This is a genomic window from Actinomadura sp. 7K507, assembly GCF_004348425.1.
Lineage (GTDB): Bacteria > Actinomycetota > Actinomycetes > Streptosporangiales > Streptosporangiaceae > Spirillospora.
Genome location: NZ_SMKK01000025.1, coordinates 1 through 16,673, shown reverse-complemented (window position 1 = coordinate 16,673; position 16,673 = coordinate 1). Strand labels below are relative to the sequence as shown.

At 68.7% G+C, this 16,673-nt stretch carries 7 protein-coding genes, 2 tRNA genes and 1 pseudogene; 6 read left to right on the top strand and 4 right to left on the bottom strand.

The window, feature by feature from the left end; all coding sequences use genetic code 11:
• Positions 1-20 precede the first annotated feature (20 nt).
• From E1285_RS08460 to E1285_RS47190, 4 genes and pseudogenes are all read left to right on the top strand, one after another.
• On the top strand, positions 21-1,682 hold the full coding sequence (locus tag E1285_RS08460) for a hypothetical protein (protein WP_132149833.1): 1,662 nt from the start codon (positions 21-23) through the stop codon (positions 1,680-1,682).
• A complete protein-coding gene (locus E1285_RS08455) occupies positions 1,679-2,200 on the top strand; it encodes a hypothetical protein (protein ID WP_132149831.1) in 522 nt (173 codons plus the stop codon). Before E1285_RS08460 ends, E1285_RS08455 begins: the two co-directional genes overlap by 4 nt.
• 83 nt (positions 2,201-2,283) lie before the next feature.
• A complete protein-coding gene (locus E1285_RS08450; protein WP_132149829.1) occupies positions 2,284-9,696 on the top strand; it encodes a SpvB/TcaC N-terminal domain-containing protein in 7,413 nt (2,470 codons plus the stop codon).
• A gap of 157 nt (positions 9,697-9,853) precedes the next feature.
• Positions 9,854-10,009: pseudogene (locus E1285_RS47190) on the top strand (IS701 family transposase); the annotation flags it as partial.
• Positions 10,010-10,089: 80 nt separating this feature from the next.
• Here the strand turns inward: E1285_RS47190 and E1285_RS08445 are convergent.
• Entirely contained in the window at positions 10,090-13,104 is a 3,015-nt protein-coding gene (locus E1285_RS08445) for an AAA domain-containing protein (protein ID WP_165966515.1), read from the bottom strand.
• Positions 13,105-13,924: 820 nt separating this feature from the next.
• On the opposite strand from E1285_RS08445, the gene E1285_RS08440 reads away from it, so the two are divergent.
• Positions 13,925-14,272: a hypothetical protein gene (locus E1285_RS08440; protein ID WP_207946478.1), complete on the top strand. Its 348-nt coding sequence runs from the start codon at positions 13,925-13,927 to the stop codon at positions 14,270-14,272.
• Between the two features lie 770 nt (positions 14,273-15,042).
• On the top strand, positions 15,043-15,273 hold the full coding sequence (locus tag E1285_RS08435) for a hypothetical protein (protein WP_132149825.1): 231 nt from the start codon (positions 15,043-15,045) through the stop codon (positions 15,271-15,273).
• 49 nt (positions 15,274-15,322) lie between these two features.
• Here the strand turns inward: E1285_RS08435 and E1285_RS08430 are convergent, their stop codons facing one another.
• From E1285_RS08430 to E1285_RS08420, 3 genes are all read right to left on the bottom strand, one after another.
• Positions 15,323-16,267 (bottom strand): tyrosine-type recombinase/integrase, encoded by a 945-nt coding sequence (locus tag E1285_RS08430; protein ID WP_132149823.1) that lies wholly within the window; start codon positions 16,265-16,267, stop codon positions 15,323-15,325.
• Between the two features lie 85 nt (positions 16,268-16,352).
• A tRNA-Phe gene (locus E1285_RS08425) sits at positions 16,353-16,426 on the bottom strand.
• A 20-nt stretch (positions 16,427-16,446) separates the two neighbouring features.
• Positions 16,447-16,524 (bottom strand) — tRNA-Asp (locus E1285_RS08420).
• Positions 16,525-16,673: the final 149 nt, after the last annotated feature.

Here is a 16,673-nt window from a genome sequence, read left to right as displayed (position 1 = left end):
GCCTTAATAACATCGAAAAAATGAAGCCCCCCATCTACTGCGACAAAATTTCGCCGGGGTGGTGCGGTCACGTTCAAGGCAAAATCAACGAGTACTGCAAACACAACGGCCTCGGCGGCGACGTGCCCGTCCCCCAGTACAATCCGAGCACGGGGGATGACTGCTACTGCTGCTGCTCGTGCTTCGCCTATGGCACGCCGATCGAGGTGGCGCCGCAGCTCTACAAGCTCGTCCAGTCCATTCAGGTGGGCGAGCCGGTGCTGGCGACCGGAACCGACCTGAACGGCTGGCAGCCGCGAACGGTCACCGAACTCGGCGGCATCGCGCCCGAAGTTCAGGTGGACTTCATGCTCACCTCGAAGTTCAAGCTCCAGAACGGCGAGGAGCGGTTCCTCATCACGACCGCCGACCACCTGTTCCTGAACGCGGACCCGGACGGTCCCACGCTGATCCCCGTCCAGTCTCTTCGGCCGGGAGACGAGGTGCGGCAGGCGGACGGCGGCACCGCCCGGGTGTCGTTCGTCACGTGGACGCAGTTCTCGGGCGGCGTCCGGCACTTCATGCTCGGCGACTACAGGCCCGGGCAGCCCCTCGATGGGCATCTCGTCAATTCCAACGGACTCGTCACCGCCGACCTGTCCGTCCAGCTTGAGCACTACGGCGGCCGGCTGCCCGAGCACACGGTGCTCCGCCATACCGAGGAGGATCGCCCGCCGATCGGCACCACCGCGTTCCACGCCAGGTACGACACACGCGAGTACAACGAGTTCGTGATGTCGCCGGAGCTGTGGCCCGCGGGCATGCGGCCCATGACGCCGACGCTCATGAACATGCCGCCCTCGGCGCTGGCGTACTTCACGCAGGACCAGGCCGACGACATCCAGGACCACATCGGTGAACAGGAACTTGGCAACTCGGCGCGGCTGGCGCTCACCCGCTACCTGTTCACCACGCACGGAGCGTACGCACCGAACGTCTACCTGATCGTCGACTGGGCGAACGAGAGCCCGAACGCCTGGTACTTCATGGACTACAAGCAGCGCTTCATCGTGCTGACGGGCGGGCTGGTCCGCGTGCCCGTGCTGCGGCGAGAAGGGCTGTCGATCATTCTGGCGCACCTGCTGGCCCAAAACGGCGGCGCGGGCTGCACCGCCGAGGCGGACTACACCGGCATCAGCCTCTACCTTCGGCAGGTGTGGCCGGACGATCTTTTCTTCGAAACCTTCAGGGAGGGCTTCACCCAGATCGAAGAAGTCTTCACCATGGTCTCTCCCGACCATGGCCACGGCGACCCGGACAACGTCTGCCGCGAGCCGTCCCTGGACTGCCGCAAGCAGTCGATGATGGCCGGTGCGGCCTTCGGTGACCTGCCGAGCTGCGCAGTGCCGCCACCCGACTTCGGCGTCGCCGGCGCCACCGCCTCGGACCTGTCGGAGGTGACGCTGACGTTCGTCTCCGCGTTCAACCAGCCCTCGGCGTCGAACCCCGACAATTACGAGCTGTCCAGGGGCGCGAACGTCCTCCAGGTTCGATTCGACGAGAACGACCCGAAGGTCCTGTACCTGACCACCGAAAGGTTGGAGGCGTCCACTAGGTACACCCTCACGGTGTCGGACGTGTACAGCGCCACGGGCAAGCCGCTGGCGCCCGGCTACGACGAGACGGAGTTCGAGACCCCATGACGACGTCCGGTATCGAGGAGCTCGGGTGGCTCGAAGACTGGGACGAGGTTCGGGCGCGTCTCGGCGAGCTGGCCGGGCTGGACGGTCCGGCGCCCGCCGCGGTGACGCGGCGGGCCCTGGAGGACAGGGCGTTCGGGTTCTACCTGCTGTTCGCCCGCGAGTCCCCGACGCTGAAGAAGGCGCTGCTGGAAGACCCGCGGAACGCCGCTTACGAACGGGCCGCGGAGAAGGCGCCCACGACGTCGCTGCTCGGCACGGCAGCGAAGGCGTTCGCGCGCTGGGGCGCGGCCGGATTCAAGCGGCTCGACGCGGCGGCGTACGACGCCCGGTGGCGGACCTGCCTGGCGTGCCCGGAGCTCGTGGAGGCACCGGACCGGCTCGTCTATAACGGGCTCACCATCCTGGCCGACGACAGCCGGGTCTGCTCGGCGTGCGGGTGCGTCGCCGCCAAGAAGGCGGCGGTCCCCACCGAGGGCTGCCCGCTCGGCAAGTGGCCGCACCCGGAACAGCGCGACTGAGAGGCGAATGCGCGTGGCGACCCGGTCGATGCATCACCCGCGACCCGGCCGACCCGCTTGGGCCGAACGCGCGGGGAACGACCATGAGCTCCGAGAGCCTCGGCGTCCAGAGCGTCGACTTCGCGTCCAGCGCGGGCACGCCCACCGGGGTCGGCGAGACCTTCCACTCCGACGAGTTCACGGGCATCGCTGGCCTCACGGTGCCCATCGCGTCGTCCGAGGCGCGCGGATTCGCGCCCGAACTGGCGCTCACGTACAGCTCGCTCGACGGCCCGAGCCCGTACGGGCTCGGGTTCTCGTTGACACTGCCGAGCGTCTGGCGCCGCACGAGCCACGGGGTGCCGCGCTACGCCGACGACGATGTCTTCGTGCTGAGCGGCCACGGCGAACTGGTACCGCTGGACGGCGAGGTGCGAACCGAGCACGTCGGTTCGCACACGTACACCGTCGCCGCTTACGCCCCCCGCCGGAACGAGACGTTCGACGTGATCGAGCGTTGGACCGACGAGACCGGTGACGCATTCTGGCGCACCGTCAACGGCGACAACGTCACAAGCCTGTACGGTCGCACGGCCCTCAGCCGCATCAGTGATCCGCACGCTTCGCGGCGCGTGGCCGAATGGCTGCTCGACGTGTCGTCCGATGCGGAGGGGAACGCCATCCTCGCCGAGTACGTCGCGGAGAACACCGAAGGCGTGCCCGACGCCGTGTACGAGGTGGGACGCGAGCAAACGGCCAACCGGTACCCGAGTCGGCTGCGCTACGGGAACACCGTGCCGTACGCCGCGCCGCCTTTCGGCGTCGGGCCGCTTCCCCAGACGGACTGGCTGTTCGACATGGTCTTCGACTACGGCCAGTACGACGTCGCGCCGTCCAACCCGGACCCGAGCGTGCCCGTCCGCACCTGGTCGGCCCGGCAGGATCCCTTCTCCAGCTACACGACAGGGTTCGAGGTGCGGACGCATCGGCTGTGCCGCAACCTGCTGACGTTCCACCACTTCCCCGAGCTGGGCCCGAAGCCGGTTCTGACGCACGACGTGCGGCTCACCTACGACGAGACGCCCGGCATGACCACGCTGGTCCGCGTGGACAGCATCGGCTACACGCCGGACGGCGCGGAGGGCGCGGACGGCGCGGAGGGCGCGGAGGGCGCGGAGGGCGCGGAGGGCGCGGTGACGCACTACCGCACGGCCGCGCTCCCGCCGCTGGACTTCCACTACATCCCGTTCCGGCCGGCCGAGCAGCACTTCGCACCGGTGCTCGACGAGCGGGACCGGCCGCTGAGCGGGCTCGGCCAGGCACCGTCGGTATGGGTGGACATGCTCGCGGACGGGCTGCCCGGCGTCCTGTACGCCGATGGCGAGAGCGTCCTGTACCGCGCTCCCCGGTCCGCCGGCGGCGGGCCGGTGCGGCTCGGCCCGCCGCAGGAGCCCGGCTCCTTCCCCGTGGAGCGCGCCGTCGAGTCGAGCACGGTCCGGCTGCTCGACCTCGACGGCGACGGACGGCTCGAACTCCTCACCGGTGCGGACGGCGGGACGGGCGTCTACCGGCAGCGCGAGAACGGGGACTGGGCGCCGTTTACCCCGCTTCCGGGCGTGCCCACCGAGCTGGCCGCCGCCGGATCGGCTCTCGCGGACCTGTCCGGCACGGGGCGCAGGGACCTCGTCGTGCTCACGCCGGACCGCGTGCGCGTCTACCCGTTCAAGGGCCGCCGCGGGTTCGGCGCCCCCGCCGACGTCGAGAACGACGCGGTGGTGGATCCGCTCGTGCCGAGCGCCCCCGGCGCGGTCGTCTCCTTCGGCGATGTGCTCGGCGCCGGCGGCACGCAAGTGGTGCGGATCGCGGACGGCAGCGTGGAGTGCTGGCCGAGCCTGGGCTTCGGCGCCTTCGCCCCGAAGGTCACGCTGGCCGACGCGCCGCGGCTGGGCGCCGGCTTCGACCCGTCCCGCGTGTTCCTCGCCGACCTGGACGGCAGCGGCGCCTCGGACCTCGTGTACGCGGCCGGCTCCCGCCTGCGCGTCTGGATGAACCAGTCCGGCAACGGCTTCGCCGAACCGATCGAGATCCCGTTGCCGACCGCGGTGATCTCGGGAGGCCAGGTGCGTTTCGCCGACGTCTCGGGGATCGGGGCGCAGAGCGTGCTGGTGTCCGACGTCCTCGGCGACCGCACGTGGAGCTGCACGCTCGCCGGCGATGCCCGTCCGTCCCTGCTGGACGGCATCGACAACCACCTCGGGGCCCGGACACGGGTCACCTACCGCAGTTCGGCGGCGTACCGGCTGGAGGACGAGCGGGCGGGCGTCCCGTGGCTGACGTTCCTGCCGTTCCCCGTTCAGGTGGTCGCGCGGATCGAGCAGGTCGACGGAGTGTCGCGCACCAGGCTCGTCACCGACTACCGCTACCGGCACGGCCACTACGACGCCGTCGAGCGGCGGTTCCGCGGCTTCGGCCTGGTAGAACGCCGCAACGCCGAGCGCCTCGATCTCGCGGACGCCGATGCGGAGACGGCGGCGTTCGCCGTGCCGCCCCTGCTGGTGAAGACCTGGTACCACGTCGGCGCCTGGCTCGGCGGCGAACGGCTCGAGGACGCCTACCGGGCCGGGTTCTTCCCGGGCGACCCGTCGGCGTATCGGATGCCGGGCAGCGTGCACGTCTGGGACGGCGTCCCGCCGGACGATCCCGAGGCGCATCGTCAGGCGACGGCGGCGCTGGCGGGCCTGCGGCTGCGCACCGAGCGGTACGGCAAGGACGGGACCGCCGACGCATCGGTGCCGTACGACGTTGCGGAGCAGAACTACGAGGTCGTCCTGCGGCAGCAGCCCGCAGCGCGACGTTATGGCGTGTACTCGGTCCGCGAGCGCGAGACGTTCGAGACCGATTACGAGCGGAACGCCGCTGATCCGGTGATGACGCAACGCGCCGTCCTGGAGTACGACGCGTTCGACAACGCCACGCGGAGCGTGGCCGTGCACTATCCGCGGCGCCCGGGCCGCACGGGCACGCTTCCGGAGCAGCGGATCCCGCGCATCCTTGTCGACCTCGACGACTTCGTCAACGAAGGGGGCGGTGAGCCGCATTTCGTGGGTCTTCCGTACCAGGAGCGCTCGTTCGAGGCGCTCGGAGTTCCCGCGCCGAGCGACTACTTCGATTTCGCCGGCCTGGCGGAGGCGGTCGCGGCCGCGCTGGACGGCCGGGACGGCGCCGAGGCCCGCCTGTACGACTGGCGCCGCCTGTACTACGACGCCGCGGACGGATCCGAGGCCCCCCTCGGATCCAGCGGGCCGCAGCGGCTCCTGCGGCGCGACCCGCGGGCGTTCGCCGGGCGGGCCTGGCTGCGCTCCGTCTTCGCCCCCGTACTTGACGCGGCGCAGCTCGAGACGATCCTCACGCGGGAAGGGCGGTTCACCGAGGAGCCGGGCACCGGGTACTGGTGGCGGCCGGGCACGGTGCGGACGTACGCCGCGTTCCAGGACTTCTACGTGCACACGCGGAGCGTCGATCCGCTCGGGGCCACCGTCGCCTATGCGTACGACGCGCATTGCATCGCCATCACCGAGGCCACCGAGAGCGGGCCGGGCCTACGGGACCAGCGCGTGCGGGTGGACTCGTTCGACTACACCAAGCTCGTGCCGACAAGGGTCACCGACATCAACGACGATGTCAGTGAGGTCTTGCTGGACCCGCTGGCACGCGTCGTCCGCACCTCGCGTTACGGCGAGGAGGGCGGCGTCCGGGTGGGCTTCGAACCGCTCGTGGGGCGGGCGTGGCCCGAGCCGGCGAGCCTCGCGGAACTCGTCGGCGACGCCGCGGGCCTGCTCGGCGGAGCCGAGAGCCTGTATTACCACGACCCGGGGCGGTGGGACGGACCGGACCTGCGCCCCGCGGCCGTCGCCCGCGTCGTCGCGCAGGAGTATCCGGGGACGGCCGTCCCGCCCCCGTGGCTGACGATCGAATACGGGGACGGCTTCGGCCGGGTCTTCGAACGGAAGATCGAGGTCGAGCCGGCGGCTCCGGACGGTCCGCGGCGGTGGATCACGGCCGGGCGCACGCGCTTCAACGCCCAGGGCTCGCCTTACAAGAAGTACCGGCCGTACTACAGCGACACGTACCTCAGCGGGAACGACGCCGACCCCTCGCCGGCGGACGTCGCGGTCCTGCTCACGCACGACGCGCTCGATCGGCTGGTGCGCGTCGACGCGCCGCTCGGCGTCCACGCGACGCTGGCGCGGTCGGCCTGGAGCGAGGTGGAGAGCGACTTCTGCGACACTGTCCGCACGTCCCGCTACTGGGCCGAGCACATCGTGGACGGCCGTCCCGTGGGGCTCGGCACGTTCGCCGGCCAGGCCCTGCTCAAATCCGGTCTGGCCGCGAACACGCCCACCACCCGAGCGTTCGACGGCCGTGGCCGCGTCATCGCGGAGACGGTCGAGGACAACGCGCTCGCCACCACGGAGGCGTTCGCCGCGCTCGGCATGACGGAAGAGATGGCCGCCGCGCTGTTGCCCCTTCTCCGGGCCGAGGGATTCCTCGATTTCCGCGGAGCGCTCACCATCGCGTTCCAACCCGGGCGACCGGGGTTCAGCCTGCGCCTCCCCGCCGAGTACAAGCCGTACGAGACGGGCATCCTGCACACCCTTGCGGGCCTGCGCGAGCACGGAACGCCTTTGACCAGCCGCTTCGACTACGACGCCGGAGCCAACCAGGTCTTCGCCGTCGACGCGCGCCTCGCGGCGCTGAGCCCCGAGACCGCGGCGAACTTCCGCCGCACATTCGCGCTGGACGGGAGCGCCCTGCGCACGGTCGGCGCCGACGACGGGACGCGTTACGTCGTGCCCGACTTCCGGGGGCGGCCGGTGCTGTGGATCAACGGTTCCGGCACGGCCACGCGCTGCGTCTACGACGCCCTCGGCCGCCTGAGCACGGTGGTGGTGCACGAAGGGACCAGCACCGGCGCGCGCGCGTGGACGGCGGAGCGGTGGGTGTATGGCGACACGGTCGAGACAGGCGACGCGGCGTCGAGCTCCGCGAACCTGAACGGCCGCCTGTGGCGCGCGTTCGACGAAAGCGGGTTGGTCGAGTACTCCGGCTACACGCTCACGGGCGAGGCGAAGACGGAGAGCCGCCGATTCCTGAAGGAGTCGGCCTCCCCCGATTGGACGCCCCGCGATTCCACCCCCGACTCGCCGCTTCTCGAGACCACCGCGTACACGCTGAACCGCCGGCTGGACGCCCTCGGCCGCGTGCGCGCGCAGGAGGTTCCGGGCGGTGACCGCCTGGAGACGTCCTACCTGCTCTCCGGCCGGGTGGGCGCCACGACGCTCGTCACCGCCGATGCCCGGACGCTGCCGTGCGTCGTGTCGGCCGCGTACTCGGCCAAGGGCGAGCCTGTGGAGATCGCGTACGGCAACGGCGTCGTCACGGGCTATGGCTACGACCCGCTCACCGCGGCGCTCGCAACGATTCGCACCACGCGCACCGCCGACGGGGCGGTACTCCAGGACCTGACCGTCTACCGCGACGTGATGGGTAACGTGACCCACGTGACCGACGCCGCGTTCGGCCCGCTGTTCAAGCTGCCGGCCGGTTTCGACGCCGGCTCCGACGACGACTACGACGCCCTTTACCGGCTCGTTCGCAGCCGTGGTGTCGAGCACGCCGGGCGGGGCACGGAGGCGGACCGGGAGGGCGGCTACGCGGGGCTGGTCGTGCCGTGGGCGGAATCCGGCGTCGATCCCGCCGACCTCGCGCGGTACCGCCGCGAGTTCGCCTATGACACCGGCGGCAACCTGTACGCGGTGGTACACGAGTCGGAGACGAACCCGTGGTTCGAACAGCTCGTGCTCTCCGCCGCGTCCAATCGCGCCGTCGAGGCCGCGATCTTCGGCGGCGAGTCCGCGGACCCGCTCGTCGAACGTATCGCGCCCGCCGGTCAGGTGGACGCGTTCTTCGACCCGAACGGGAACCAGACGCGACTGCTCGGCATTGAGGCGGTCGCATGGACGTACCGGAACCAGATCGAACGCCTGACCGCGGGGACCGACCGCGACCGCTACGGCTACGACGGGCTGGAGAAGCGCGTCCGGACGATCGCCGAGCACGGCGTCGTCCGGCGCGAGGTGCTCGAGGTCGGGCCGGTGCGCGTGGAACGCGAGACCTCGGCGGACGGCGCCGTGGTCGAGCGGCGCCGGGTGCGCGTGGTGAGCGAGTCGCTTCCCGTCGCCGAGTACCGCACCGGCGGCGGACCGGGACACCTGGTCTTCAACCTGAGCGACCCGCTGCGCTCGATCGCCCTCCAACTCGGAGACGGTGGGACGCTGCTCAATTACGAGGCATACATTCCCTATGGCGGGACGGCTTTCGCAATCGCTCCGGACGCGGGCGCTCTCGACGCGAAGGTGGAGCGTTACAGCGCTCGGCCACGCGACCGATCCAGCGGTTTCGTCTACTACGGCGCCCGCTATCTGGCGCCGTGGAGCGGCCGCTGGGCGAGCCCCGACCCCGCCGGCCCCGTCGACGGCCTGAACCTCTACTCGTTCGTCACGGGGAACCCGACCAGCGCCATCGACCTCGGCGGCACGGTGAAGATCAAGCTGGCGGACGGGACGATGGTCAATGTCACCGAGGATGAGATAATCGGAGCTTTCCATAAGGCGGCGGACCAGCTCGCGGAGAACGCGGTGAAGCAGCCCGTCACTTCGACAGGGACCACCCGCTCGGGCTTGCCGATCTTCGATGTCTCCAAGCGCGGCCAGCTTTTCGCCCTGGCCTACCAGCAGCGCGGTGACTTCCTCAATAGAGTGGTCGCCAAGCCATTCCGGCTGAACTTCGGAAACCTCGAAAGTACGATGAAGAAGGCTGGCCGGGAGGTCGGCGTCCACCTCGGGATCACGGTCGGCAACAAGAAATACGACTCGGACGACAAGCCCAATTACGACCGGCTGGAGGGAACGAACAAACCGGCCGACGAGGCGAAACGCATGATCCACCTGATGAAGGTCAAGGAGACACCGAGCACCACGTCGTATAACAACACCATGATGCCGATCATGGCGATCTCCGAAACGGATCGCTCACGCATCGGTGGACTGCTGGCGATGACCGAGCTCTACAATATCAAATACGGATCGAGCACGTTCCACGAGGCTTTCAAGAACAACGGCGATCCGCATTTCGTGGGCGCGAAGACCAATGGCGGAGCGAAGGCGCTGAAGCACCTCGACAGGGAGCGCCTGAAGGTGCCCATGAAGCCGGGTCAGAAGATGACGGGACGCCAGCGCACGAGGTTGCACGATAGCGTGTCGCGGTTCGTCAAGCACCTCGGGGGCGCACGGGGGGGCCGCCCGTCGAAGTTCGCGAAGGCGGCGACGAAGGAGGAGGCGCTGGGCGAGCTGGTCAAGACCCTGGTGCGTCGTGCCGGGTACCCGGCGGGGAAGCCCGCGGGTTCCAGCACGGCGGCCGCGAGCCGCGAGAGCAAGAAGAAGAACAAGAGCAAGTAGTACGGCAGTCCGAGATCGTGATCTGAGCCGGTAGCGGCTGGCCCGTAACGTAGGACAGCCGCCCGGTGATCTTCGAGTTGTGACCCAAGAAGAGTCTTGGGCGGCTGCTGCCGCCATGGTAGAGGCCGGGGCCGTCGGTGGTCATCTCGATGAGTTGATGGGTTTGATGGCCGGGTGTTTCGGCAGGTGGGAACCCCGCGCCCAGGCCCGCAAGTACGTGCGCGCGTTGATGAGCGATCTGCCGCGCAAGAACTGCTGGAGCATCGCCGAACACGCCGGGGACGCCACCCCGGGCAGGATGCAGCACCTGCTGAACAGCTTCAGTCTGACGCACCGGCTACTGCCGTGTGACCGATCGGCAAGCCTTATGAAGACGGGGGCGACTTGCGCGTGTCACGTGTCTTCGGGAAGCCAGCGGCTCAGGCGGGTCCTCGGTACGCTCGCCGCTACGTGCCAGAGTTGGTGCCGGGGGTCCCATCGCGCCTCTACCAGACGTTTTGCCTCGTCTTTCTCCGCGTACGGAACGCGCAGGTAGAGGCGGCCAGCGACCACGTCGCCGGGGGAGATCCCATCTGCCGGTGCCGTCTTCGCGGATTGATGGGTCGCCTGGGGCCAGGGACGGGCGGGCCGATCCATGCGGGCGCGGTCGACGATGCGCCGCACGCGTTCACAGGACGTCGGGTCGGTGATCCGCATCATCAGATCGGTCGAGCCGCCGTGGGCCAGCAGGTTCAGGGAGCCGTGCCAGAGGACGGTGTCGTCGACGATCAAGACCTTCTCGTGCATGCGCTCGCGGGCTTCGATCTGGCAGCCGGCCGACCGCAGCGTCGCGACGAGGTCGGCCTCCTTCGTGCCGGGTTCGTGCTGCCGCGTGTGCACGGTGACACGCGCGCCGGCGGTGATCCGCGGTTCGAGACGCCGGAGCCAGTACCTCACCGGGTTCGCGGCAAGGAAGGCGCAGTAGATGTCGATACTGCGGCGGGCGCGCGCGATGTCCCATTCGACGCCGCGGGAGACCTCGTCGGCGGGGAAGAACGCGGGCCGCGCCAGTTCTTCAGGGGCCAGGCCGCTCAGGTCGGCTGCGCTGCGCACCGGGACGAGTTCCTCGACCGGGAGCCGCTGGGCGTGCTTCTCGAAATGCCCGAGCATCCGGGCTGCCTCGCTCGCGGGGCTGAGCCTGCGGCGCATGAACTCGGTGTTGGCGACCAGGACGAGATGGTCCTGTGCGCGGCTGAGTGCGACGTTCAGCAACCGGCAGGTGGCCGAGGACAGCCCGACACCCTCGTAGAAGTAGCCGAGCCGGTCCCCGGATCCTGCGACGGTATCGATGACCACGAGCGGGCGCTGGCTTCCCTGGAAGCGGTGGACGGTGTCCACCACACCGTCGTAGGTCTCGCCGAAGCGATGGGTCAAGCTCGTGTTCAGCGCCTTCTTCTGGTTCTTATATGGGCAGATGACGGCGAGCCGGTCGGCCGGTCCTTCCCCTTCAGCGTGCACGGTGTGCTTGCGGGCGGGCAGAACCGTGTCGTGCTGCAGGCCCCGGATCAGCTCGTGGATCACGGCTTCATGAACGGCGTTGGTGGTGTGGGCGTTCCTTCTTCCCCGGTCCGGGACCCGGCTGGAGGTGTCGATGAGCACCAGCGGGCCGTCGATCAGGGGTGAGGGCGGCAGTCGCGTCGCCTCCTCCCGGCCGGTCAGCAGCGGCGCGTCCGGATAGGCGACTTCGTTCACCACCGCGCAGATCGCCCGGCGCATGCGGTACTGCTCGTTGAGCGCGACCATCCTGGAGTCGCCGACGCGGGCGCCGCCCTGCGGATCGACGAGCCCGGCGGCGTGGAACGCGTCCCGGTCCATCCACAGCCGCGAGTGCTCGGTGTCCTGGGCGCGTGCCTTGCGGTTGTTCGAACCGCGTGTGACGGCGGGCAACTGCCGGAAGTCACCGGCCAGCACGAGCCGCTTGCGGGCCAGGCTTGCCGTGTACCAGGCGGACGGCAGATTCACCATCCCCGCCTCGTCGATGACCACGACATCGGTTTCGTCCAGCAGCCGGCGGGTCTGAACCGCCTTGGATACCGTCGTGCCCAGCACCCGGCAGCGGCTCCGCACCGTGTCCGCGATCTTCTGGCGTTCCTTTTGCAGGTCGTCGAGTCGCTGCTGCAGCAGGCCGGCGTCCTCCCGCAGCCGCGCCGCCGGAGCCAGCCCCTGTACGCGGGCCAGGATGCTCGGCATGGCCGAGTCGATGGCGGTCAGTTCGGTTTCGCAACGCCGATGGTCCGTCCGAGCGACTCCGAGTCGCTGCGAGCAGGCCTCCCAGGCACAGCGGTGTTGATACAGCTCATTGTCGAGCGCATCCAGCTTCGCCTGCTTGCGTTGGGCGAACATCCCGGAAGGGATCCCGGTGCGGGCCATCTGCTCCTGGACCCACGCGATCTGCCCGGCGGCGGCGTTCACCCCCGCCTCGGCATCGAGGATGGACCGGCCGGCGGCCGCCAGCCGCCGCTCGAGTTCATGGCGTTCGGTGGTGGCGCGCGCCGCTTCCTCGTGGCGGACGATGCCGTCGCGCACCGCGGCGAGGTCGGTCGTTACCCGCGCGATCTCGGCGTCCAGCTCGCCGGCCAGCCGGTCGGCGATGCGGCTCCGGTCGATCTGCTCCCCGTATTTGTCGGCGAGCGACGCTACGGCGATGTCCCCGGCGCGCTGCACCAACCCCGACTCGAACTCGGGTTCGCGGGCCAGCAGGTCGCACATCCGCAGCAGCGCTTGGTCGACCGCGACGTGCGTCGGCGCCAGAAAGAGCACGCGCAAGTCCTGCCGGTAGCAGCCCTCGACGATGCTCGCGACCACTTCGGTCTTCCCGGTGCCCGGAGGCCCCCAAACGAAGGTCAGCTCGCTGCCGAGCGCCTGTTCCACGGCGCGTCGCTGCCGGGTGTTCAGCTGGCGGTCCCGATACCCCGGGACGAACCGTTCCGTGTCGGTGCACCGGCCGATCTTCGGTTTGCCCTGACCGACCAGCCACCCCGCGGCGGTGAGATTCATCGCCGGTGGGCCAGCGCCCGGCTGCTCTAGCCGCTCGGTCAGAGCCACGAGGCCCGCGGTGTCGTCCTCGACCAGTTGCGCGTTCGCCGGCGCGGTACCCAGGTCGGCCTCGGTGGTCACCCGGATCTTCCCATCCGGCGACCGGGCCGCTTCGGCGCGTTCCCACGGGTCGCGGGATCGAGACGCCCGGATCAGCAGGTCCTTGCTGCCGAAGGCGCTCTTCCACCCTTTGCAGGAGAACAGGTACTCCCGCTCGGCGCCGGACTGCTGGATGAGCCGACCGTCACGCAGCGACACCTTTTCGGCATTCGTCATGTCGTCGTGCAGGATCGCCGCGATCTCCAACTGCACCGCACGGTGCAAATGGGCCATGGGGTAAGGTCCGGCTTGCTTCTCCGCCATCGATTCCTTCCCGAACGCCGTGGAACGTGACGAGCGCGACCGAACCGCGCCTCGTTATGGGCTTTGGAGAGGGCCGCCCGCCCGATCGTGTCTCGCTGTCGCTGCGGCCTGCGGAACGTCGTCAGCCTGTGCGAGTCATACGCCTCCGTGCCTGCGCATGCACATCCCAGGCGATCGGTACTGGTCAGCCCGATATCTGAAAAGGGCCAACCATAACCCCCTACATGAGCCTTTGTTGGGTGTCGAACGGTCTGCAGTGTGCCAGAAGTCGAGTTGCATGCCGACGCACTTTGACCGCGTGTTGACTTGAGTCCAACAGGCGGGGCCCGCCTCACCGGTGAGGGCGCTCGATGATCATTGCCGCTCAAACGCGCCCGCCCCCTGGTCACCTCAAAAGAGGGTGGCGCGAGGGCGGGGGCGGGGCAGCGGCAAGTCATACAAAGAGGTGAAATTCGGTGATTCGTACTGCCCGGGCGTTCCTCCGGTGCTAACACTGTGGTCATCGTCAGGACGTTGCAGGGACGACGGGGGTTCTGTGCCCGGCGATACTTGCGGGCATGGGGAGCGAGACGATGGTGGCGACGGAGAGCGGTGCGCCGGCGCAGGGGCAACTGGTGACCGTCCGCAACCGCCAGTGGGTGGTGGCCGACGTCGCCCGCGGGACGGTGGCCAGCAGCGACCCCTACGAGCTGACGGGTGAACCCCAGCACCTGGTGACGCTGATCAGCATCGAGGACGATGCACGCGACGAGGAGCTCCGCGTCGTCGGGGACTGGAGTACGGCGCCGTCGTGCACGATCAGGCGCTGCTGCCCGATCCCGCCGGCGGCTTCGACGACCCGGCCGAGCTCGACGCGTTCCTCGACGCCGTCCGCCGGGGCGCGATCGCGTCGGCCGACAAGACGGCCCTGCAGGCGCCGTTCCGGTCCGGCATCCAGATCGAGGACTACCAGCTCGACCCGGTGGTCCGCGCCCTGTCGATGCCGCGCACCAACCTGCTGATCGCCGACGACGTCGGTCTCGGCAAGACGGTTGAGGCCGGGCTGGTGATGCAGGAGCTGATGCTCCGCCACCGCGCCCGCACGATGATCATCGTGTGCCGGCGGGCCTCACCGTGCAGTTCGCTGGGTGTCCGGTAGAGCATCGACTACGGAACCGCGCTCGGTTCCGTTGCATATCCTTAGGATTTCCATATCTTGCTCCGCCCGGGTGCGGCGGTGATGCTTGCACGATTGCGGGGATGACTGATGTCCGCCCGCCGCCGGCTCCGCGGGGCAAGATATGGATATCGTTCCCTTTTCGTGAATGGACCGAGCGCGGTCCAGTGCTGGGAGGCGTGGGATCGGGCGCGATCCCGGACGCGATGGCGTCCGCAGGTGGGCAAGCCAGCCTCGATACTGGCGGCAGGAGAGGGCGCTGAAAGTTCCGTTCTTCCAAAGCAAGCGTGATCGCAGCCGATGCGGAACAGAGACGTGGCGGCGTCCCTCTGCGAAACCTCGCAGACCAAGCTCCGCCGCAGTGCGAACGGGAGGCCGAGCCCTCCGCCATCGCCCCGTCGGCGTCCGGACTTACATTCGCTCGCGCGGACGGCCGTCCGCCGCGCGGCGGACGAGCGGACGGAGCCCGGCCCACTCGCGGACGGCTCGGCCGCCGCCCCGGCAGGCCAGGCAGACGATGACATAAAGGGCATGTCGAATAGGCATCCATCGGTGATGACTGCAACACGCCTTGACGATGAGGCAATTGACTATCACTATTGTGCAATGCATCGTCGAGAGAATGGCTTGAAAGTGACGACATTTCCGTCAGAGTAGCCCGAAGCGATGCAAGTATATTACGTGGCCATGAAAAGAGTGTAGCGGCAAGAAGGGCAACGATCTGGGCATCACCGACGTTAAGCAGGGGGACCGTGGCGGAGATCGACAAGCGGATCGCTGTGCTTGTGTCATGGAGCAAGACTCGGGATCGGAAGCGGCGCACGAAGCCGGGGAGGGACGCGTTCCTGGCTCGGTTCGAGCGCGAGGTCGACCCGGAGGGCGTACTCCCGGCTGAGGAAAGGCGGGAGCGGGCTGAGTTGGCCAAACGGGCCTACATGTTGCGGCTGGCCAAGCGGTCGGCGCAGGTGAGGAAGAAGGGGTGAAACATGGCGAGGTCCCGGCGCGATGCGCCGGGACCTCGCTGGGATTTGGTTAGTCCTCCATGATGCGGTCGTAGGTGCGGCGGGCTCGGGTGCTGGCGGCGCTGCGGCCGTAGCGGCGGAGCATCTGGGGTGAGGACCAGCCGTTGAGTTCCATCAGGTCCCCTTCGGCCCCGCCCTTGTCGAGCCAGGTGTGGGAGAAGTGGTGACGGAACTTGTGGGGGTGGACGGTTACGCCGCACTCGGCACCACGGCGGACGACCATCTGGTAGATGCCGTTGGAGGTCATGGGCGGGCGGTTGTTGGTGCCCAGCCACATGTGGCGGCTGGAGTAGTAGGTGTGTTTGTTCCGGGCGCGGATGTAACGGTCGATGGCGCGAGCCGACGGATGCCCGAACCGGACGATGCGCTGCTTGTTGCCCTTCCCGGTAACGAGGAGTTCGCGACGCATCAAGTCGATGTCGCTGCGGTCTGGGTCCTCGGGGTCGAAGGTGATGGCGGCCAGTTCCGAGAGGCGTAGGCCCGTGGCCTTGAAGAGGGTGAGGATCGCGTAGTCGCGGCGTTGGGTGAAGCTCTTGCCTTCGCAGCGCTTGAGGAGCTTGGTGAGTTCCTCGTCGGTGAAGACGGGGACTACCTTCTCGCCGACCGAAGGCGGGCGGAGTTTGCCCATCGGGTCGGGCAGTTCTTCGTCGGTGGACCACCACTTGAAGAACTGCTGCAGGGCTCGGTACTGGTTGTTGGCGTAGCTGTCCGAGTAGTTGTTGAGGAGCCAGACGATCCAGGCGCGGACGTCGTCGGCGGTGACGTCTTCCCAGTCTGAGTGCTCGGTCTTGCGTCGAAGATGCTCGGTCGCGAACCACTGCGCCGCTTCGGCGTAGGTGCGGACGGTCTTCGGGGACTTCCCCTCGGCGTTGAGGTGGAGGGTGAACGAGTTGATTGCGGGCTGGAAGGTGCCTGCTCGGAGGTCCTTCGGACGCCGCGTACGGGCGGTACCCATCGGGAGATAGTTTTCCTCTGTTCAAGCGGTGTACACCGACGGTGATCAACCCGTTATCGACGTTTCCGCTGGTCAGAGAACCAGGTGGGCAGGGGCGGGGTCGAACCGCCGACCTTCCGCTTTTCAGGCGGACGCTCGTACCGACTGAGCTACCTGCCCAGGGCGCGTGGTTGGGCGCCTGGCGGTCCTGACGGGATTTGAACCCGCGGCCTCCACCTTGACAGGGTGGCGAGCACTCCTAACTGCTCCACAGGACCTTGCTGCTCCGAGCTTAGCGGCTCCGGAGGGTGTCTTGGCCGGGTTGCCCGGCGCTTGGCGACGTCCGAGAGCATACGCGATGGCCGAGGTGGTCGCCAACTCGATATCGCGGGGGTCCGTTGGGATTGTGGGGGTCGTTCCGGGGTGG

What these genes read in the sequence shown, in the direction of transcription:
- E1285_RS08460 (WP_132149833.1), top strand. Translation starts at nt 21, where the DNA reads ATGAAGCCCCCCATCTACTGCGACAAAATTTCGCCGGGGTGGTGCGGT.
- E1285_RS08455 (WP_132149831.1), top strand. Translation starts at nt 1,679, where the DNA reads ATGACGACGTCCGGTATCGAGGAGCTCGGGTGGCTCGAAGACTGGGAC.
- E1285_RS08450 (WP_132149829.1), top strand. Translation starts at nt 2,284, where the DNA reads ATGAGCTCCGAGAGCCTCGGCGTCCAGAGCGTCGACTTCGCGTCCAGC.
- E1285_RS08445 (WP_165966515.1), bottom strand. Translation starts at nt 13,104, where the DNA reads ATGGCCCATTTGCACCGTGCGGTGCAGTTGGAGATCGCGGCGATCCTG.
- E1285_RS08430 (WP_132149823.1), bottom strand. Translation starts at nt 16,267, where the DNA reads ATGGGTACCGCCCGTACGCGGCGTCCGAAGGACCTCCGAGCAGGCACC.